General features: G+C 69.6%; 18 protein-coding genes. 3 read left to right on the top strand and 15 right to left on the bottom strand.

Going from position 1 to position 18,986, the window contains the following annotated elements; translation table 11 throughout:
• Window positions 1-50: 50 nt before the first annotated feature.
• Entirely contained in the window at window positions 51-1,223 is a 1,173-nt protein-coding gene (locus tag ACIBG4_RS02470) for an SLC13 family permease (protein WP_397200343.1), read from the top strand.
• Here the strand turns inward: ACIBG4_RS02470 and ACIBG4_RS02465 are convergent.
• From ACIBG4_RS02465 to ACIBG4_RS02440, 6 genes are all read right to left on the bottom strand, one after another.
• Window positions 1,192-2,016: an inositol monophosphatase family protein gene (locus ACIBG4_RS02465; protein ID WP_397200342.1), complete on the bottom strand. Its 825-nt coding sequence runs from the start codon at window positions 2,014-2,016 to the stop codon at window positions 1,192-1,194. The two genes, ACIBG4_RS02470 and ACIBG4_RS02465, sit on opposite strands and share 32 nt — an antisense overlap.
• A 9-nt stretch (window positions 2,017-2,025) precedes the next feature.
• Window positions 2,026-2,640 (bottom strand): hypothetical protein, encoded by a 615-nt coding sequence (locus ACIBG4_RS02460; protein WP_397200341.1) that lies wholly within the window; start codon window positions 2,638-2,640, stop codon window positions 2,026-2,028.
• 7 nt (window positions 2,641-2,647) lie between these two features.
• Window positions 2,648-3,688, bottom strand: coding sequence for a hypothetical protein (locus ACIBG4_RS02455; RefSeq protein WP_310716644.1), 1,041 nt, complete (start codon window positions 3,686-3,688; stop codon window positions 2,648-2,650).
• 138 nt (window positions 3,689-3,826) lie between these two features.
• Window positions 3,827-4,600: a sporulation protein gene (locus ACIBG4_RS02450; RefSeq protein ID WP_397200340.1), complete on the bottom strand. Its 774-nt coding sequence runs from the start codon at window positions 4,598-4,600 to the stop codon at window positions 3,827-3,829.
• A 40-nt stretch (window positions 4,601-4,640) separates the two neighbouring features.
• Window positions 4,641-5,891, bottom strand: a complete 1,251-nt coding sequence (locus tag ACIBG4_RS02445; protein WP_397200339.1) for an SPFH domain-containing protein — start codon at window positions 5,889-5,891, stop codon at window positions 4,641-4,643.
• Window positions 5,888-7,465, bottom strand: coding sequence for an SPFH domain-containing protein (locus ACIBG4_RS02440; protein WP_397200338.1), 1,578 nt, complete (start codon window positions 7,463-7,465; stop codon window positions 5,888-5,890). Before ACIBG4_RS02440 ends, ACIBG4_RS02445 begins: the two co-directional genes overlap by 4 nt.
• Before the next feature lie 179 nt (window positions 7,466-7,644).
• On the opposite strand from ACIBG4_RS02440, the gene uvrB reads away from it, so the two are divergent.
• Complete coding sequence (uvrB, locus tag ACIBG4_RS02435; protein WP_397200337.1) at window positions 7,645-9,753, top strand: excinuclease ABC subunit UvrB; 2,109 nt, start codon at window positions 7,645-7,647, stop codon at window positions 9,751-9,753.
• A gap of 66 nt (window positions 9,754-9,819) precedes the next feature.
• Here uvrB and ACIBG4_RS02430 read toward each other — a convergent pair whose 3' ends face one another.
• The 8 genes from ACIBG4_RS02430 to ACIBG4_RS02395 all read right to left on the bottom strand — a co-directional run bounded on the left by ACIBG4_RS02430 (window position 9,820) and on the right by ACIBG4_RS02395 (window position 17,263).
• Window positions 9,820-10,524 carry a hypothetical protein gene (locus ACIBG4_RS02430; protein WP_397200336.1) on the bottom strand — a complete coding sequence of 235 codons (705 nt, stop codon included), beginning with the start codon at window positions 10,522-10,524 and terminating at the stop codon, window positions 9,820-9,822.
• Window positions 10,525-10,941: 417 nt separating this feature from the next.
• Entirely contained in the window at window positions 10,942-11,367 is a 426-nt protein-coding gene (locus tag ACIBG4_RS02425) for a DUF6292 family protein (protein ID WP_397200690.1), read from the bottom strand.
• 431 nt (window positions 11,368-11,798) lie between these two features.
• Complete coding sequence (locus ACIBG4_RS02420; RefSeq protein WP_397200335.1) at window positions 11,799-12,023, bottom strand: hypothetical protein; 225 nt, start codon at window positions 12,021-12,023, stop codon at window positions 11,799-11,801.
• On the bottom strand, window positions 12,020-12,955 hold the full coding sequence (locus tag ACIBG4_RS02415) for an SDR family NAD(P)-dependent oxidoreductase (protein ID WP_397200334.1): 936 nt from the start codon (window positions 12,953-12,955) through the stop codon (window positions 12,020-12,022). The genes ACIBG4_RS02420 and ACIBG4_RS02415 overlap by 4 nt, the downstream gene beginning before the upstream one ends.
• A 391-nt stretch (window positions 12,956-13,346) precedes the next feature.
• Window positions 13,347-14,558, bottom strand: coding sequence for a serine hydrolase domain-containing protein (locus ACIBG4_RS02410; protein WP_397200333.1), 1,212 nt, complete (start codon window positions 14,556-14,558; stop codon window positions 13,347-13,349).
• Window positions 14,559-14,775: 217 nt separating this feature from the next.
• Complete coding sequence (locus ACIBG4_RS02405; RefSeq protein WP_397200332.1) at window positions 14,776-16,320, bottom strand: serine hydrolase domain-containing protein; 1,545 nt, start codon at window positions 16,318-16,320, stop codon at window positions 14,776-14,778.
• Window positions 16,321-16,599: 279 nt separating this feature from the next.
• The gene (locus ACIBG4_RS02400) at window positions 16,600-16,980 is read right to left on the bottom strand and encodes a VOC family protein (RefSeq protein ID WP_397200331.1); all 381 of its coding nucleotides are present in this window, start codon (window positions 16,978-16,980) and stop codon (window positions 16,600-16,602) included.
• 70 nt (window positions 16,981-17,050) lie between these two features.
• On the bottom strand, window positions 17,051-17,263 hold the full coding sequence (locus tag ACIBG4_RS02395; protein WP_397200330.1) for a hypothetical protein: 213 nt from the start codon (window positions 17,261-17,263) through the stop codon (window positions 17,051-17,053).
• A gap of 610 nt (window positions 17,264-17,873) precedes the next feature.
• On the opposite strand from ACIBG4_RS02395, the gene ACIBG4_RS02390 reads away from it, so the two are divergent.
• Window positions 17,874-18,758, top strand: a complete 885-nt coding sequence (locus tag ACIBG4_RS02390; protein ID WP_397200329.1) for a LysR family transcriptional regulator — start codon at window positions 17,874-17,876, stop codon at window positions 18,756-18,758.
• A gap of 62 nt (window positions 18,759-18,820) precedes the next feature.
• Here the strand turns inward: ACIBG4_RS02390 and ACIBG4_RS02385 are convergent, their stop codons facing one another.
• Window positions 18,821-18,967, bottom strand: a complete 147-nt coding sequence (locus tag ACIBG4_RS02385; protein WP_397200328.1) for a hypothetical protein — start codon at window positions 18,965-18,967, stop codon at window positions 18,821-18,823.
• Window positions 18,968-18,986 lie beyond the last annotated feature (19 nt).

Raw genomic sequence — 18,986 nt, 5'->3', positions numbered from 1 at the left:
GTATCCCTCGCGGCATCGGCGTTGGGGAGGCGATGTGCGATCATCGTCGGGTGTGGCGGCGTCTGGGCGTGCTCGACTGGATCAGGATCGGCCTCCTGGCGCTCGGTGTGCTGTTCGTGGCGAGCGGGCTGCTCCCACTGAGCGAGGCCGCCGAGAGCCTGAACGACATCGGGCCGCTGCTGGTGTTCCTGGTGGGGATCATCGTGCTGGCGGAGCTGACCAAGGAGGCCCAGGTCTTCGACGTCATCGCGGCGCGGATGGCGGTGCTGGGACGCGGCAACTACGCCGCCCTTTTCCTCCTCTGTACGGCTTTCGCATCCTTCGTCACGATATTTCTGAATCTTGATACGACTGCGGTGTTGCTCACCCCGGTCATGCTGGCCCTGGCCCCCAAGGCGCGCATCGCCCCCCTGCCCCTGGCCATGACCACGATCTGGCTGGCCAACACCGCGAGCCTGCTGCTGCCGGTCTCCAACCTCACCAACCTGCTCGGCATGCAGAAGATCGGCCTGGACGCGCAGGAGTTCGCCGCCCGCATGTGGGCCCCGCAGATCGCCTCCATCGTCGTGACCATGGCGTTCCTGTGGGTGTTCTACTGGCGGCGCGGCGAGCGCCGCGACCTGCGCTACACGCCGCCGCTGCTGGAGCCGGTCGGCGACCGGGTGCTGTTCGCCGTCGCCTCGGCGGCCTGCGTGCTGTTCATCGTCGCGCTCCTGCTCAAGGTCCAGGTCGGCGTCGCCGCGCCCGCCGCCGCGCTCATCGTCGTGGCCGCCTACGCGCTGCGCGCCCGCAAGCGGCTCACCTGGGGCCTGATCCCGTGGCAGCTCCTCATCTTCGTGACCGGCCTGTTCCTCGTGGTCCCCACCCTCAGCAGGTACGGACTGGCCGACCTGATGAGCTGGATGCTCGGCACGGGCCACGACCCGTACCGCACGGCCGCCGTCGGCGGCGGGCTCGCCAACACCATCAACAACCTGCCCGCCTACAAGGCCGTCGAGCAGGTCATCCCCTCGGGCGAGCGCGACCAGCTCCTCGCCCTGCTCATCGGCACGAACGTGGCCCCCGTCATCACGCCGTGGGCCTCGCTGGCCACGCTGCTGTGGTTCGAGTCGTGCCGCCGCCACGACGTGCGCGTGCCGATGCGCCGCTTCCTGCTGACCGGCGCGGGCCTCGCCGTCTCCGGCCTCCTCGTCACGGTGTGGGCGCTCGTCCTGACCTCCTGACCACGTCGAGGAGGGCGGGCAGGGCGCGCGGGTGGGCGGCGACGAAGCTGCGGTCCTCCGCCGGGCCGTCGAAACGCTCCTCGAACGGCCCGCCGTCCAGCGCCCGGATCTCGATGCCCGCCTCCCGCGCGATGAGCGCCCCGGCCGGCAGGTCCACCGCCTCCGCCCGGTAGCCGACGAAGCCGTCGATGTCGCCCCTGGCCAGCATCGCCCACTGCAGCAGCGGCGCCCACAGCTGCAGCATCCTGCGGGCGTGCCCCTCCAGCCCGGCCTTCAGCCCGAGCACGGCCGCGTCGCCGCGGGAGACGGCGTAGCCCTGCGTCCAGGCCAGCAGCGGCCCGTGCGGCGTCGCGTGGTACGGCGGCGCGAGCCGCGCCCCCGACGAGGTGAGCGCGCCCTCGCCCCGCACCGCCGACCAGGTCTGCCCGGCGACCGGGTCGTGGACCACGCCCAGCACCGGCCGCCCGCCCCGGCACAGGGCCACCCCGACCACGTACGCCTGCAGGCCGATCGCCACGTTGTTGGTGCCGTCGAGCGGGTCGACGAGCCACGTCCACTCGCCGTCGCGCGCCCCCAGCAGCCCCGACTCCTCGGCGATCACCGTGTGCGACGGGAACGCGGTCAGGACCCGCTCCAGCAGCAGCTTCTCGGAGGCGAGGTCGAGATCGGTCACCACGTCGCCGGAGCGGCCCTTGGCGCGGACCCCGAGCGCGCCGCCGGCGCCGCCCCGGATGAGCCGCCCGGCGGCCTCGGCGGCCTCGACGGCGACCGCGCGAGCGTGCTGTAGGTCCATCGGCACCCCTCAGGTCAGGTGGGCGGCTATCAGGCGGACGGCGTGGGCCGTCTCCTCCGGGTCGAGCGGCTGCCTGGAGACGTGGTGGCCGAGGCCGGCCAGCGGGCCGAGGGACAGGTCGCGGCTGCCCCGCCTGCCCCGGCCCAGGGCTATCGTGGCCGCTTCGCCGCCCTCCGGCACCACGCTGCTGTGGAAGCGGCCGGCGCGCAGCGTGTAGCTGTCACCGGGGCCGAACACCTCGACCAGGCCCGTCGCGTGGCGCACGGTGCGGCCGGTGGGGCTGAGGTGGTCGCCGCCCGGGTCGCTGACCACCTCGAACACCCGGTGGGTGGCGTCGGGCCCGGCGTCGGCCACGTCCACGTGGACGTTGCGGATCTGGCCGTACAGGACGTGGCTGAACAGGTCCCAGCTGTGGCAGTGGATCTGCGAGGTGGTGCTCTCGGCGTGCGCCAGCGCCCCGGACCACAGGTGGACGCACACGCCGTCGCCGCCCGAGCGCTCCAGCGGCAGGCAGACGAACCCGAGCGGGTGACGCACGGCCCGCACCTCGCCGGACAGCGCCTTCAGCGCCCACTCGCCGGCCCGGCCCCCCGCCAGCTCCCGGTAGACGTCGTCGTGGCCCACCCCCCGCTCACCCCCCGTACGGATTCACGGCGCGCAGCGCCTTGCGGGCGATGTCGACCACGTCGTGCTCGTTGTACGAGCGCGGCAGCGGCACGCCGATGCGCTCGAACAGCTCCTGGACCTCCTCGACCGTCGGCTCGTCGCTGAGCGGCACCTTCTTGTACTTCTCCAGCGGCACCCGGCGCGCCTGCTCGAAGCTCAGCCGCAGCTCGGTGTCGCAGTTCTCGTAGAAGAACGTGCCGGCCAGCGCGGTCATCGCCCGGTTGGGGTCCTCGACGGTCATGATGAGCCGGGTCGCCGACAGGTCCCAGCGGAACGTCGTCATCGTCGCCGACAGGCCCACCCCGATGTCCAGCAGGCCGTAGCGCTGGCGGTGCCAGAACGCGGCCAGGATCGTCGCGTACGACTCCTTCCTGACCCGGTCGGTCGTCCACGTCTCGCCCGTTCCGTCGGGCGTGTCGGACAGCGACCGCCGGTAGTGGGCGTACGTCTCGCACACCTCGGCGTTGGTCGGGTCGACGATCTCGACGCGCACGGTGAGGTGCCGCTTCACCCGGCGGGCCGCGGCGACGCACCTGGGCAGGGTGACGGCCCGCAGGTAGGTGCCGGTGCCGCCCTTGAAGCTCCACCGGGTGGTGTCCTCGCGCGCCTCGGCGTGGGCCTGGGCGATCTCCTGGCGGCTGCCGAGGACCCGGACGAGCTGGAGCACGTCCAGCGCCTTGCGGGTGCCGGCGACCAGGCCGTCGATCTCGTCCAGCCGGGCCAGCCGGGCCGGGAGCTCGGCGAGCGCGCCGGAGGTGATCGTCTCCTCGACGGGCGCCTGCCGGACGCGGTCGCGCAGCAGCGCGGTGGCCACGAGCGCGAGGATCACCAGCGTGGCGGCGCTGACGAGCTGCTGCTGCACCTCGGCGCCCTTGGGGCCGAACACCTCGTCGGGCATGATGCCGAGCACGCCGACGACGATGGCCAGGACGAGGGCGATCGCCCCGTCGGCGTTCTGGGCCGCCCATGGCGCGACCCGGCTCCACGCCGACCTGAACCGTGACATCGCTGGCCCCGCATCCGACGATCGTTCAGTCCCCGAGCGCCATGGTAACGATCGCTCCAGGCCCGTGCCAGCTCGCGGAAGATACGGTCGCCGCGCGCCGGGGGGAGGGGGCCGTGGCGCGGCCCCCTCCGGGACGCGTCAGAACCAGCCGCGGTGGCGGGCCATCCCCTCCAGGCCCTGCTGCAGCGCCTGGTCGGCCGTGCCGGGACCGGCGTCGTAGCGGACCGTGAAGCGGTTGTAGGCGTCGTGGCCGGAGGTCAGGAACCCGCCCCGCTTGTCGGCCTCCAGGATGACGTCCATCTGCCGCGGCCCCGCGATGAACGTCAGCTCCAGCTCGTTGAAGTACCGCCGCCACTGGCCGCCGGCGTGGTACTCGATCTCCTGGAAGAACGGCATGGTGGAGCCGTACAGCGTGCCCCGCTCCAGGTCGGCCTTCTTGAAGTGGAAGCCCATGCGGTCCAGCGCGCCCAGCAGGTGCTGCTGCGCCGGCAGGGGGTCCACGTACAGCGGGTCGAGGTCGCCCTTGTCCAGCGCGCCCGCCAGCGCCAGCTCGGTCTGCACGCCGAGCCGCATGCCGTGCAGCGGATGCCCGCCGACGGTGCTGATCGGCGTCTCCCACGGGATCTGGAGCTCGAACGGCTGGCTGTGCTGCGCCCCCGCGGCGAGCTGGAACGCCCCCGCGACCTGCTGGCGCAGGAAGCTGTACGTGGTCTTGTACTCGTTGTCGCCGCTCTCCACCTCGACCACGGCGGTCAGGTCGAGGTGGATGCCCTCGACCTTGTAGTCGGAGCCGCCGCCGCGGAAGTTCACGACGCCGCGCAGCGGGTCACCCGGGCGGACGGTGGTGCCGGACAGCACCGTGTCGACCTCGACGCCCGCGCCGAACGCGGCCATCAGCTTGCGGAACACCATGGGGTCCTTCTCCTATGCGTTCGGTTCCAGCGCCGGCGGATCAGCGCTGGGCGGGGGGAGTGGCGCCGTTGGGGGCGGCCACCTGGCCCGAGATGCGGGGGAGGAACTGGGCCAGCAGCATCGTGGACAGGGCCGAGGCGTCGCCCGAGCCCGGCTGGGTGCGCACCACCAGTGGCTGCGGGGCACTCTCGGCCAGCTTGGCGCCCACGTCGAGGCGGCGGCGGGCCAGCTCGTACTGGAGCACGGCCCGGTTGTCACGGTAGGACTCGGCCAGCCGGCGCAGCGCCTTGGCCTCGTTCTCGGCGGAGGTCAGCTCGGCCCGGCCGCGCGCCTCGATCTCCCAGCGCACGCGCTGCGCCTCGGTCTCCTGCTCCTCCAGCATGCGGGCCACGTCCTTGCGCGCCGTGTTGTGGGCGGCCTTGACCTCGACGACGCGGGCGTCACGGGTCTTCTTGGAGCGCTCGATCTCCATGAGCAGGGTGTCGATGCGGCGCTTGCGGGTCAGCTCCCACTCCCGCTCGTACGCCGACAGCTCCTTGGCCACCTTCTCCCGGGTGGCCAGGTGCTGCTGGTACTGGTCGGGAAGCTGCACGTCGGGGATGTTCGCGCCGGTGACGCGCACGCCGTACCGGCCGAGCTGGCGGTTGAGCGCCTCCTGCATGTCGCCCACGTCCGATCCGCGCAGGTCGTACGCGCGCTCGGTCTGGACGCGGCGGCTGCGCTGCCGGATGGCGTCCTGCACGGCACTGGCCAGCACCAGGTCGAAGTTGCCCGCGCCGATGGTCCGCACGAACGCGACCGGGTCCACGATGCGGAACTTGAGGAAGAACTCGATCGACTTCAGCGGCACGTTCTCGGCCGTCGGGCAGGCCACGATGGGCGCCGAGTACGGGATCTCGGTGGAGGTGTCGACCACCGCGTCCACCCGGTCCCACGGCAGCCACAGGTAGTGCCGGCCGGGCGGCAACGTGCCGGTGATCGCGCCCCAGCGGCTGCGGACGCCCGTCGTGCCCTCCTCGATCTCGATGATCGCCTTACGCCACATCAGCACGGCCGCGAGGGCCAGCAGGAGCAGCGCGGCCAGTGCGGGCAGGGTCTGGACGTCGGTCACCACCGCCATCCCGGCGAAGTACACCGCCAGGAACACCAGCGTCATCCAGGCGAACCCGCGCCGGTCCTTGGGGATCACCACGGGCACGAGCTGGCCCTGCTCGCCGCCGCGCAGGAGCTGGCGGATGTCGGACCAGGACGCCAGCGACTCCTTGATCTTCGAGAACTCGCGGCCGCTCATCGGACCTCACCCTCCGTCATCACGTCCACCGTCACCGGCGTCACCGCTGAGGCGTCCACGTCGGCCGCCCTGCCGAGCAGCGCGGCGATCTCCGCCTCACGGACGCGCACGCGCTCGCCGATCGCCGACAGCCTGCCCCGGATCGCCGCCATGTCCTCGGCCGAGAACAGCGCCGCGCCCCGGCCCCCGACGAGCTGCTGGGCGAGCTCCAGGAAGTCGATGTCGGTCCGCTCGCCCACCTGCACCACCTGGGGCAGCCGCGACGAGACCGACTCCAGCTTGTCCAGCAGGTCCTGCTGGAAGCGGTAGTCGAGGATCTCCGGCGCCTCGGCGGCGCTCAGCGCCCGGATGTCGAGGGCCTGCGCCTCCAGCAGCGCCGAGTTGGCGTTGGCCGTGGACTCCGCCTCGACCAGCCGCTGCCTGGCCTGGGCCTTGGCCTGGTGGGAGGCGCGTTCGAGGGCGGTGTCCATGCGGGCCTGGTAGCCGGCGATCTCCGCCTGGATGGCGCTGAGCGTCTCGTGCAGCCCGGCCAGCTCCTTGACCAGGTCGCCCTCGTTCTGCTCCTTGCGCAGCTGGAGCTCGTACTCGTAGGTGTAGGCCTCCTTGGCGACCCGCACCATCTCGGGCGCCGCGAGGTCCATGCGGTACTCCTGGCTGGACGGCTCGGCGTGCGTGATGTTGACGTCGGTGAGCCGGACGGCCGGCAGGAACTGCTGGTTGAGGCTCTCCAGCATGCCGAGCGTGCTCTCGCCCACCAGGTCGTAGATGTCCTCGGCGCGCTGGGCGTAGATGAGGGAGCGGGTGACCTCGCTGATGGCGTTCTGCAGCTTGGACTGGAAGCCGCTGACCGAGCCGAGCACGAAGATGAACTCGGCCGGGTTCTCGATCCTGAACTGGAGGAACAGGTCGACGCTGGCCTTGACGCCCTGCTGGGTCGGCGCCTCGCGGATGGGGGCGTTGAAGGGGTACTCGCGGGTGGTGTTGACGATGTAGCTGACCCGCTTCCACGGGTTGATCAGGGTCACGCGGCCCGGGTCGGCGATGTGCACGAGCTTGCCGAACTTGGTGATCAGCGCCTTGCAGCCCTCGGGCACCATGACGACGCTGCGGCGCCACCACAGGAACGCCGCCGCCAGCACGAGCACCACCCAGTAGTGGGGGCCGAAGAGCAGCTCGGTCCGGGGGATGACGTTGCCCAGGGCGCCGATCAGGCCGAGCACCACGAGGATGCCCAGCGGCACCACGACCTTGGCGGTGCTGCCCTTGGGGATCACCACCGGCGAGATGACGTGCATGCCGTTCTCGGCGAAGCTGCGGTTGATGATCTCGCCGGCCTCGTTCAACGACGCGGTGCGCGCCTCGATGAGCGTGCCCACCGACGCGCCGCCGTCACGGGCGGCGGCGAAGTCGTGCGGGTTGAGGGCGAATCCGGGTGCCTGGCCGCCGGCCTGACCCGCCTGGCTCATCAGCTGGCCCGCCACCTGACCGGCCGCCTGCCTGAAGTCACCTCCCTGCATGACGGCCTGGGCGACGCCCTGGCCCGCTTGGACGAGCGCCTCTCTGGGTCGTGACATAGCACCTTCCTTTTCCGCTACAGGCGGTTTCGACCGTATCGGGTGGGACTTGCTGTTCGCTTGCAGTGCGATCTCACAGGTCTGTTGCGATATCGCGCCGCCGGAGTGCGAGCGCGGCGTCGCCCGCCGCGAGCCCACCGGCGGGCGGTTCTGTCGGTGGCGCGACCTACAGTGGCAGCATGCGACCGGTCACTGATTTGCAGCGGAAGGTGGCGCCCTTCGAGGTCGTCACCGAGATGACTCCTTCCGGCGACCAGCCGGCGGCCATCGCCGAGCTGGAGCGCCGCGTCAAGGCCGGGGCCAAGGACAACGTCCTGCTGGGCGCCACGGGCACGGGCAAGACCGCCACCATCGCGTGGCTGATCGAGCGGCTGCAGCGCCCCGCGCTCATCATGCAGCCCAACAAGACGCTCGCCGCCCAGTTCGCCAACGAGCTGCGCGAGATGCTGCCCAACAACGCCGTCGAGTACTTCGTCTCGTACTACGACTACTACCAGCCCGAGGCGTACGTCCCGCAGAGCGACACCTACATCGAGAAGGACTCCTCGATCAACGACGAGGTCGAGCGGCTGCGCCACTCGGCGACCAACTCGCTGCTCACGCGCCGTGACACGATCGTGGTCGCCTCCGTGTCGTGCATCTACGGCCTGGGCACGCCGCAGGAGTACGTCGACCGCATGACCCGGCTGCGCGTCGGCATGGACATCGACCGCGACCGGCTGCTGCGCCGCCTCGTCGACATGCAGTACACCCGCAACGACCTGGCCTTCACCCGGGGCACGTTCCGGGTGCGCGGCGACACGATCGAGATCATCCCGAAGTACGAGGAGCTCGCCGTCCGCATCGAGATGTTCGGCGACGAGATCGAGAAGCTGTCCACCATGCACCCGCTGACCGGCGAGGTCATCACGGAGGACGAGGAGCTCTACATCTTCCCCGCCTCCCACTACGTGGCCGGCGAGGAGCGGATGTCGGCGGCCGTGCGCGGCATCGAGGCGGAGCTGGCCGACCGGCTCGCCGAGCTGGAGCGCCAGGGCAAGCTGCTGGAGGCGCAGCGGCTGCGCATGCGCACCACGTACGACATCGAGATGATGCGCCAGATCGGCACCTGCTCCGGCATCGAGAACTACTCGCGCCACATGGACGGCCGCGAGCCGGGCAGCGCCCCCAACACCCTGCTCGACTACTTCCCCGAGGACTTCCTGCTCGTCCTCGACGAGTCGCACCAGACGGTGCCGCAGATCGGCGCCATGTACGAGGGCGACGCCTCCCGCAAGCGCACCCTGGTCGACCACGGCTTCCGCCTGCCGTCGGCGATGGACAACCGGCCGCTGAAGTGGGAGGAGTTCCTGGAGCGCATCGGGCAGAGCGTCTACCTGTCGGCCACGCCCGGCTCCTACGAGCTGGGCCGCGTCAAGGGCGACGTCGTCGAGCAGGTCATCCGGCCGACCGGCCTGGTCGACCCCGAGGTGGTCGTCAAGCCCACCAAGGGGCAGATCGACGACCTGGTCCACGAGATCCGCGAGCGGGCCGAGCGCGACGAGCGCGTCCTCGTCACCACCCTGACCAAGAAGATGTCCGAGGACCTCACCGACTACCTCCTGGAGCTCGGCATCCGGGTGCGCTACCTGCACAGCGAGGTCGACACGCTGCGCCGCATCGAGCTGCTGCGCGAGCTGCGCGTCGGCGAGTACGACGTGCTGGTCGGCATCAACCTGCTGCGCGAGGGCCTCGACCTGCCCGAGGTGTCGCTGGTGGCCATCCTCGACGCCGACAAGGAGGGCTTCCTGCGCTCGGAGACCTCCCTCATCCAGACCATCGGCCGCGCCGCCCGTAACGTCTCGGGCCAGGTCCACATGTACGCGGACAAGATCACGCCGTCGATGGAGCGGGCCATCGACGAGACCAACCGGCGCCGGGCCAAGCAGATCGCCTACAACGTGGCCAACGGCATCGACCCGCAGCCGCTGCGCAAGAAGATCGCCGACATCCTCGACTCGCTGCAGCGCGAGGACGCCGACACCGACCGCCTGCTCGGCGGCGGCCGTCAGCAGTCGCGCGGCAAGGCGCCGGTGCCCGGCTTCGCCGCCAGGCAGGCCGGCCAGCATGCCAAGGCCATCGCGGGCGAGATGCCGCGGGCGCAGATGGAGACGCTCATCGAGTCGCTGACGGAGCAGATGCACCAGGCGGCGGCGGACCTGCAGTTCGAGGTCGCGGCCCGGCTCCGCGACGAGATCAAGGAGCTCAAGCGCGAACTGCGCGACATGAAGGAGGCCGGCGTCAGGTAGCGGGCTCCCGGCGGAAGCGTCCGGAGCCGCGCCCCGGCGGCCGGCTCCAGCTCGAACGTGGGAAGGCTAGACGCCCGAGCGGGCTCCGGTGGGGCGCAGCCGGCGGCCGAGCCCGGCGAGCCACCGCCGGGGGAGCGCCAGCGTCAGGACGGCGAGCGCGACGTGCACCGCGATGAAGGCGTATGCCTCGTTCCGCGTCGCGGGATGCCCCAGCCGGACCGTCATGTGGTGCGCCCAGTCCCAGACCTCGGGGATCCCGTTCAGCCGCCGGTTCATGACGACCGCCACCAGATCCTCCAGGCCCGACATCTGCAGGATCGTCATGGCTGCGCCGATCCGCAGCACCCCCTCCCGCGAGCCGCCGCCGACCCGGTAGGACAGCACCAGCCCGACGATGAGGAACGGCACGAACACCACCACATGCAGGTAAAGGTCCTCGAACACCGCTGACCCGTCCACCATGTCCAGCGCGGTCATGAACGTCTTGGGCACGAAGTAGCAGAGGAAGCCCAGGAAGATCGCGGGCAGCGTCACCAGGTGCAGCCGCAGCCACCGCGCCCACGCGACGTCCAGCCAGGCGACGGCGACGCAGGCGGCGATCTGAGGGGTCAGCTTGACCAGGAGCATCCAGGCCGAGGTGATCTCCCGCTCGTAGGGGATGACGAACCTGACCATGACGGCCAGCGCCGCCGCCAGGGCTCCCATGAGCAGCGCCGCCCCGTTGTCCCGCCAGAACGGGGTGGACGGGCGCGTGATCGGAGAGGACAGCATGGGTTCCCTGTCAGTGCGTCGAGACGGTGAATGCCGAGGATGGATGCCAGCAGGAGGGGGCCGTGACGGTGAGTGCCAGAAGGTCGCTCCCGGCAGGGACGCGGCATCCGAATGCCGGTGAGCGTCGTCGTGATGCCGGCCTCGGCGGGACGTCGTCCATGATGGCCGGGTTCTCCCGAACCAGGCGCAGAATGAGGGCGCGGATGGAGCGGACCGCGGGTGGGCGCCCGGGCCGAGATGGTGACGCACTGTAGCGATCGCGCGCGCCAGACGACTGAGACTTCCTCCACTTCACGCCGACTTCGGTGAGACATTCACCGCTCGCCCGCCAGAACTGTGAGACTCCGACGCCGCCACCGATGTCGTGTCTCGTTGGGCTTGAGGCATATCGAGGAAACTCACCGTGGTGCGCCGGAATCACTTGGGCGCCTCGCCGGGGTAGGCAGCCAGGGCGGCTTCGAAGTCCGAATTGTGCTTGATGGCCATGCGGTACTTGCGGCGGGGACCGATGCCCAAACACTCCTTCCCGGCCAGAACCGAGTTGACGAGCCGTGCCACCCTGGCCGGTTCAGGCAACACACCCAGCTCGAGGTCGTAGTAGGTGTAGGCGAAACCCCGCACGGCACCGGGCTCGTTGACGTCGAGCAACGCCCACCCGTGCTCCTCGTCCCATTTGAGGCTCATCTCAACGGAGTTCTCGAAGTCCGGGATGTGCCAGTAGCAGTCCAGGAGCGAGATCGTCAGGGCACGCTTTAACTTGCCCGGCCCCCCGGCCGGTGCGGCGCCACTGTTCTCGATGCCCGCCGCCGTCAGCGCATTCGCTACAGCCCAGCCGTAATGGATGGCGTCGGCGCGTTCCCGCTTGGCTATGCCCCGGTCCTTTCAACGCCGATGCTGCTCCTCGGACAGGTGAGACAAACAGTCGGATGCCTCATGATCGACGAGACTACCGCAAGTCATGTGAGACGGGACAACAGACGGCGGGCACGCCAACTCGATGACACAGAGCCACGAATGACGCCGACTCTCGTGAGGCCGCGCCAAGTCCCATGGGAAATGGCAGCGGGCGACATTCTTCGACATTTCGAAAGCAGACAATGTATGACACCGTGACGCAATGAGGCACGATTCGATGGCTTTTAATCCATAGGTTCCGGGTTCGAGCCTGGGCGCCTTACCACTCCCACCTGTGGTTTCCGATCTGGGCAAGATCTCGGTTCTTGATCTGGGTCATGCTTGGGTCACGTCTGGGACCACCGGATTCTTCGGACGGTTCAGGCGGTCGTGCGCACCGTCGTCAGTACCGGCCGGGCCGTTGCCTCCGCCGTCTCGGGGTACGACTCCGGCAGCACGGACGTGTTGGTGCCCGCGGTCAGCACAATGCCGACGTGCCCGAGTCGCCCCTGAACGGTACGCAGATCCACGTGCGCGGCCGGCGCAGTCGAGGCGGCTCCATGACGGAGGTCGTGAAGGCACATGGTGGTGTCGGCGATGCTCATTGAAACGCGTTGACGCCGGTGAGCTCTGCCGACAGTCTCCACAAGCGCCTGGTCTGTCCGGGGTCGACCCCCATGCCGTCGCCGAAGGGTTCGGCGATGTCGCAGTCCTCGCAGTGGACGCCGCCCTTACCGGCCAACTGCGGTGAGGTCGCAGCCCATACCTGCGTCGCCGCGCCCTGCGCAGGCGTCTTGAAGTCGTCGTTCACCTGCTTGCCGGCCGCATCGATCCAGCCGGCGTCGATCATCTCCTCCTTGGTGAGGTGGCGGTGCAGCGGAGTGAGGATGTACCGCGGATGCACCGAGAACGCCCGGACTCCGGCGTCCCGACCGAGCACGTCGAGCTCCGCGGCGAACAGCACGTTCGCCGTCTTCGCCTGTGTGTATGCCTGCCATTTGTCGTAGCCATGCTGGAAGTGCACGTCGTCCCAGCGCACTCCTGAGACCAGGTCGAAGCCGGAGGCCACGACGACAACGCGGGCAGCCCCGCCACGGGCGATCGCCGGCCAGAGCAGGTTGACAAGCGTGTAGTGGCCAAGGTGGTTGATCGCGAACTGCGCCTCCCACCCGGGGCCGACCCGTGTCTCGGGACAGGCCATGATCCCGGCATTATTGATCACGATGTCGATCTCCCGCCCGGACGTCAGGAACCGATCGGCGAATCCGTGGACACTGCCAAGGTCGGCCAGGTCCACCTCGTCGACCTCGATGCCCTCGATGCCCTCGACCGCCTCCCGAGCGGCCGTCCTGCGCCGGGCCGGAACGATGACGTGGGCTCCGGCGCGGGCGAGCGCGCGGCTGGTCTCCAGCCCGAGGCCCGAGTAGCCCCCGGTGACAATGGCGAGCGTGCCGGAGAGATCGATCCCGCGCATAACATCGTTCGCGGTACTCCGGGCGCCGAATCCCGATCCAAGCTTGTGCTGAGGCGTTGCCATGATCCGGAAGCTAGATGCTAGACCTTTGTCTAGGTCAACGGCGTACGGTCGGCTCCATGGCCGGCAGCACATCAGAACTGAGCATCGGGCAGGTCGCCAACGCCCTCGGCGTGCCGCTCGCCTGGCCTGACGAGATCCGCCGTGACTCGCCCAACTGACAGCGGCGGCCTCGTCGTGGCGGGCCGCCACGACGAGGCCGGGCAGGACGCCGCGGCCGGTCGTCAGCTTGTGAGGATGACGAACTGCTGGGTCGCGCGTGTCATCGCGACGTACCGGTCGGCCGGCTCCTTCGACGCCCTAACCGAAGGAGCCGGGGTCGACGAGGACGGAGCTCGGGTCCTGAGACAGGCGTCCACCTTCACGACGTACGGTCCGCGGTGCTCGGCGCTGTCTACTGAGACTGCTTGGCCTCCTCAGCCGCCCCGGCCGGCCCGCCGCAGAACACCTCCTTGACGAGCCCGTCCACCAGCTTCTGGAAGTCCTTGGCCGGGCCCCTGGTGGCCTCGTCCACCCAGGTCACCGAGGCGGTCAAGGTCTTGCTGCCGTCGGGTGAGCTGTACATCAGCGCCCCGTAGCCGTGCGGAGGGCTGCCGTTGTGCTGGTAGACAGTGCCGCAGTTCGGGCCCAGGTCCTGCACGAACAGCCCGAAGCCGTAGTTGTACTTCCCGTACGGCTTGCGCATCTCGGCCAGCAGCGGGGCCGGCAGGAGCTTGCCGCTCATCAGCGCGGAGATGAACGTGTGCAGGTCTCGGGTGGTCGAGATCAGGTCACCTGCGCCGGCCAGCAGGGAGAGGTTCTGACGACTGATGTCGACCACCTTCTGCTGGCCGGCGTCCTGGTAGCGGTAATAGCCGTGGGCGTGCGGCCCGGGAAGCTCGGTCCGGTTGCCCGGCACCACGGTGTCCCGCAGCCCGAGCGGCCGCAGGATCCGCCGTTGCAGCTCCTCGGCGTAGGAGCGGCCGGTGACCTTCTCGATCAGCAGCAGGGCCAGCGTGTAGTTGGTGTTGGCGTAGCTCTGGTCCGTCCCGGGCTCGAAGCGCGCCGGCTTGGACAACGCGAACCGGACCAACTCCTCCGGCGTGTAGGAGTGGAACCGGTTGTCCAGCCACTCGTCGCCGGTGGCGGGGAGCCCCGGCACGTATGTCCCGTCGTCGTAGGCCTCGCCGCCTGCGTAGTTGAACAGCCCGCTGGTGTGCTGCAGCAGCATCCGCACCGTGATCCGCTGGTCCAGCCCAAGCTTCGGCAGGTAGCCGGCCACCGGAGCGTCCAGCCCGATCTTGCCCGCGGCCACCAGTTGCAGCACCAGGGTCGCGGTGAAGGTCTTGGTGACACTGCCCGCCCAGAACCGCCCATTCGTCGGCGGCTTGGCGGTCTGGCCCAGCTTGCGCACACCAGCGCTGCCGACCCACTCGCCCCGCTGATCGTGCACGCGCAGTTGTGCCCCAAGGAAACCGGCATCGACGAACGCCTGCATGGCATTCTGCAGCTCCGGCCGGTCCTGGCCGGCAGCGACCTTCGGCACGGCCACGCCGCTGTGCGCAGCGGCTGTTCCGGCGGTGGCCGTCCCGGCCAGCAGCGCGGCCGACAGCGCCGTTACCGCCACGCGCCGAAAGACCATGCCACGCGGCCGGGTCACCATGACCGCTGGTGGTGATTGCTTGTTCATGTTCCTCGTCTCTGATGTCGCGCTCGGCCGAACAGCTCGCCGAGCATTGCGGGTCAAGCGGAATGTGTGGGATCGGGATGGGAGGCCCGGGTGTCGTTGCCTTTCAGCTCGCCTACCGGCACGTCCCAGGTCCGCCAACGGTGCTCGTCGGCATCTATGCGGCGGGCTCGGCCGCGTCGGCCGGCCCGCTCTGCCCGCCGCCGAACACCTCCTGGACGAGCCGCTGCGTCGCCTCCTGGAACGCCGCTGCCATGGAGAGCGCGGCGTCATCGACGTAGTTGAGCGCGGCGGTGAGGGTCTTGCCGCCGTCGGGGGTGCTGTACATCAGCCCCGCGTGGCCGGTGATGCCGCCGTTATGCGTGATGACGGTGCCGCCGCCCGGCACATCCTGCACGAACACCCCCAGGCCATAGCCCGCCTTCGGTTCCGGCGTGCACATCTCGGCCAGCAGCTCGGCAGGCAGCAGCCTGCCACCGACCAGCGCGGAGATGAACGTGGCCAGGTCGGCGGTGGTCGAGATCATGTCACCGCCGGTGGAGATCCAGGACGGGTTCTGGCGGGTGACGTCGACCACTCTCTCCTGGCCGCCCTCCTCGTACCGGTAGTAGGCGTGGGCATGCGGCTCGGGCACGTCCGTCGAGGTATCCGGCGCCACCGTCCCCGACAGCCCGAGCGGCCCCAGGATCAGCCGCTGCATCTCCTCGCCCAGCGAGCGGCCGGTGACCTTCTCGACCAGCAGCCGGGCCAGCACGTAGTTGGTGTTGGCGTAGCTCCAGTCGGTGCCCGGCTCGAACCTCGCCGGCTTGGACAACGCCAGCCGCACCAGCTCCTCCGGCCGGTAGGTGCGGAACCGGCCCTCCACCCACTCCCGGCCCTGAAAGACGACCCCCGGCACGTACTCGGGGTAGTAGTCGCCGGTGAAGTTGAACACCCCGCTGGTGTGCTGCAACAGCATCCGCACCGTGATCCGCCGGTCCAGCCCGAACTCAGGCAGATAGTCGGCCACCACATCGTCCAGCTCGAACCGACCCTCGGCCACCAGCTGCAGCACCACGGTCGCGGTGAAGGTCTTGGTGTTGCTGCCGATCCGGAAGTGCCCGTCCGTCGGCGGCTCTTCGGTCCCGCCGAGCTCGCCCAGCCCGGCGCTGCCGACCCACTCGCCCCGATCGTCGTGCACGCGCAACGTCACCCCGACGAAACCGGAATCGACCATCTCCTGGATGAGCTTCTGCAACTTCGGGCGCTCGTGCCCGGCAGCGGCCGGCGGCACGGCCAGGCCGCTGTCCGCGGCGGCCGTGGCCGAAGCGTCGAGGGCCTCGGTGATCTTGCGGGCCATCTCCGCCATGGTGGGGCCGGGCTCGCCCTTCTGGGGCTGGGTGGCCGCTTCGACGGCGACGATGACGGTGCGGCGGAAGTTGTCGGCCTCTTCGGGAGCCTGCTCCTTGAGCAGGCTCATGGCTGCCGTCAGGGCCGGCAGGACTTGGTCGGCCAGTGCGGCGGTGGACTTGCCGTTCAGGCCCTTGGGCGCCTTGGTGAGCACGTGCCCGACCAGGCCGGTCGCGGAGGTCAGGGCGATGGAGCCTTCGGTGGCGGCCTTGTGGGGAGAGCCGGCGGCACCAGCGGCGGTCATCAGCGAGACGGCCCCCCACGCGGCGGTGCGCAAGGTGAACTTGTCTTGTTCGGTAAGGGTGACGGACATGACTGCATGCTCCTTTGAACCAATGAGAAGAATTCACTCCGGGGGACCGAGGTGGAATGCGGTCCTGGTGGTGCCCGGTGTCTGGATTGCCTGGTCAGTCGCCCGAGGAGGTCGCATCAGGCGTTGCGGCCGCAGCACTGATCCGCTCATGGCGTCAACCATCGCCGGTCGCGCTGATACCGGGCCGTCGCCGTACTGACGCGGCCGCTGACAGGACACGCATGCCTCGGCAGCGATGCCGGTGACGGTCAACGACGCGATCTGGTCGGTCAGTCGGAATCAGCCCGTGATCGGGGAAATCCACTCGACGAGCTGGATCGCCACGCCGTTGGGGTCAGTGAGTTGCATCAGTAGCTCACCCCACGGCTCCCGCCGGAGCGGGATGGTGATGGGGGCGCCTTCACCGCGCAGCCGCTCGTACTCGGCGGCCAGGCCGGTGACGGTGAACACCACGATCACCTCCGCCAGTCCCTGTCCCGGTTGCCGCCGCTCCAGGTCGCGCTCCACCAGCACCAGGTCGACGGCGGCGTCGTCACGGCCCAGCGCGATGAACTCCTCACCGGCCAGGATTTCGCGGAAGCCGAGATGGCTGGTGAAGAACCGGCTGGAAGTGGCCGGGTCGGCGACGATCAGGGATACGGCGGAAGAGACGACGTTCACGCCACAGCACCAGAAAAGTACATTTCCCGATTTACCTCCCGACGGGCGTGTTCTTTGGATGGATCAAGCATCACGCCGGGCAGTGCTGCACATCAACGGCGACTATCGCAACGGTCGTTAACCCACGGTTGACGGCCTCAGCCGCGCAGCGCTCCCAGCTCACGCACCACGCGGGCGAGGGCGAGGGCCAGACGATCGCCGTCAGTACGAACCAGGGCAGCGCGATGGCCGGGACCCGCATGCCGGTCAGCGGCACCGTCATGGCCGCGAGCGGGCCGGTCATCGGGCGTAAGGACCCGCGCGGCGGTAGCGGGAGAGAATCCGGCGGTGCCGAGCCTGCGCAGGGTGGTAGCCGGCCATGCCTGAATTCACTCCCAGGCGCTCGGCCAGGTTGGTGGCGGGGGAGGGGCTGGGGAGATTCTGGTCGGATGTGCCTGACCTGCAATGCTGTACGGCGCTGAAGTCGTCCGGACGGTGCTGCGCAAGGCGGGACGGCGGGAGTTCGGCGAGCGTCATGGTGGGTTCCTCGTTGCGGGTGGAGGCGATGGAGCGCCGTTCCTGGTTGCCTGCGCCGACGGTGCTGAGGTCTCGCCCAGCAGCTCACGCGGTACGAGGCCGACCTGCAGCTCGGGTGCGCTGCGCCCGGCCTGTGCGAGAGCTGCAAGCCGACGGGCGGAGCTGGTGCAGCGTCCATCCTTGCCGGTGCGGATCGAGCTGGGCCGTGGCGGTCTTGAACAGGTACTCGGCGCGCGGTCAGGGCAGCCGACCGCGTCTGGTGACGGGGTCGATGGCGCCGCCGCGTCATACTCGCGGCGAATACTCCAATGACCCGACATGTCATACTGCGCACCGAATGAACGATCTCGCTGGCGGGATCGACGGAGAGGCGTCGTGTGGAGCTGCGCGATATTGAGATCTTTCTGACCCTCGCCGAGGAACTGCACTTCGGCCGCACGGCAGAGCGGCTCCACGTCTCCGTGGCGGCGGTCAGCAAGGCGATCAAGAAGCAGGAACGCAGTATCGGAACGGAGTTGTTCGCCCGCAACAGCCGCGCCGTCATGCTCACGCCCGCCGGCCACCGGCTCCACGATGACCTGCGCCCGGTCTACCAGGGGCTTCACGAAATCCTGGGACGGGCCAGGTCGGCCGCGCGGAAGAAGACCGACGTGCTGCGGCTGGGCATGCTCAGCACCAACACCACCGAGCTCCATCCCCTGTTCGACTCGTTCACGGTCCGGCAGCCCACCTGCGAGATCCAGCTCCGCTATGTCAGCTTCAGCGATCCCTTCGGCCCCCTGCGCGCCGGGGAGACCGACGTTCTGCTCGCCTGGCTCCCGGTCGAGGAGCGCGACCTCACCGTGGGGCCGATCGTCGCCACCGAACCCCCCGTGCTGGCCGTGTCGGCCGGCCATCGGCTGGCCGAGCGGCCCTGGGCGTGTTACGAGGATCTGGGGGACGAGATCGTCATGGGCGGTGCCAATCCCGGCTATTGGCGCGAAGCGCTCGTCCCCACCCGGACTCCAAGTGGACGTCCCATCCGGATCGGCCCGATCGTCTCCAGCGGAGAGGAGATGCTCCCCATCCTGGCCGCCGGCGAGGCTGTCTCACCCGTCTACGGTCACTCCACACGCTACTACGCGCGGCCCGACCTGGCCCATGTGCCCATTCGCGATGCGCCACCGCTGCGCTGGGCGCTCATCTGGAGCACCGCATCGGAGAACGACCTCATTCGTGCCTTCGCCCAGGCCGCTCGCGATGTCGGCCAACTGACGTTCTAGCGCCTGTGAACACACCGGTCGCAAGTCGAAGGCCGGTTCCATGGCCGCCATGCTGCTGCCGGTCAAGGTCGCCATGAGTGCGCCAGCCAGATGTGCAAGGCGGAGGCGTAGTTACCGTCGACCACCCATGAGGGCCCGGCGACGAGCTTCTCCTGGATGGCGGCGAAATTCCAGTCGGCGTCGTAGTGGACGGCGTCGAGATGGGTCATGGGGGCGCCGATGAGAGCG

Source organism: Nonomuraea sp. NPDC050383 (genome assembly GCF_044459125.1).
GTDB lineage: Bacteria > Actinomycetota > Actinomycetes > Streptosporangiales > Streptosporangiaceae > Nonomuraea.
Note: the sequence above shows the minus strand (reverse complement) of the source record. Positions and strands in the feature narration are given on the sequence as shown.

Coding starts and splice junctions, on each gene's coding strand:
- ACIBG4_RS02415 (WP_397200334.1), bottom strand. CDS start 12,955: ATGGCAACGCCTCAGCACAAGCTTGGATCGGGATTCGGCGCCCGGAGT.
- ACIBG4_RS02405 (WP_397200332.1), bottom strand. CDS start 16,320: ATGTCCGTCACCCTTACCGAACAAGACAAGTTCACCTTGCGCACCGCC.
- ACIBG4_RS02420 (WP_397200335.1), bottom strand. CDS start 12,023: ATGAGCATCGCCGACACCACCATGTGCCTTCACGACCTCCGTCATGGA.
- ACIBG4_RS02385 (WP_397200328.1), bottom strand. CDS start 18,967: ATGACCCATCTCGACGCCGTCCACTACGACGCCGACTGGAATTTCGCC.
- ACIBG4_RS02440 (WP_397200338.1), bottom strand. CDS start 7,465: ATGTCACGACCCAGAGAGGCGCTCGTCCAAGCGGGCCAGGGCGTCGCC.
- ACIBG4_RS02465 (WP_397200342.1), bottom strand. CDS start 2,016: ATGGACCTACAGCACGCTCGCGCGGTCGCCGTCGAGGCCGCCGAGGCC.
- ACIBG4_RS02450 (WP_397200340.1), bottom strand. CDS start 4,600: ATGGTGTTCCGCAAGCTGATGGCCGCGTTCGGCGCGGGCGTCGAGGTC.
- ACIBG4_RS02445 (WP_397200339.1), bottom strand. CDS start 5,891: ATGAGCGGCCGCGAGTTCTCGAAGATCAAGGAGTCGCTGGCGTCCTGG.
- ACIBG4_RS02395 (WP_397200330.1), bottom strand. CDS start 17,263: ATGACCGGCCCGCTCGCGGCCATGACGGTGCCGCTGACCGGCATGCGG.
- ACIBG4_RS02455 (WP_310716644.1), bottom strand. CDS start 3,688: ATGTCACGGTTCAGGTCGGCGTGGAGCCGGGTCGCGCCATGGGCGGCC.
- ACIBG4_RS02430 (WP_397200336.1), bottom strand. CDS start 10,524: ATGCTGTCCTCTCCGATCACGCGCCCGTCCACCCCGTTCTGGCGGGAC.
- uvrB (WP_397200337.1), top strand. CDS start 7,645: ATGCGACCGGTCACTGATTTGCAGCGGAAGGTGGCGCCCTTCGAGGTC.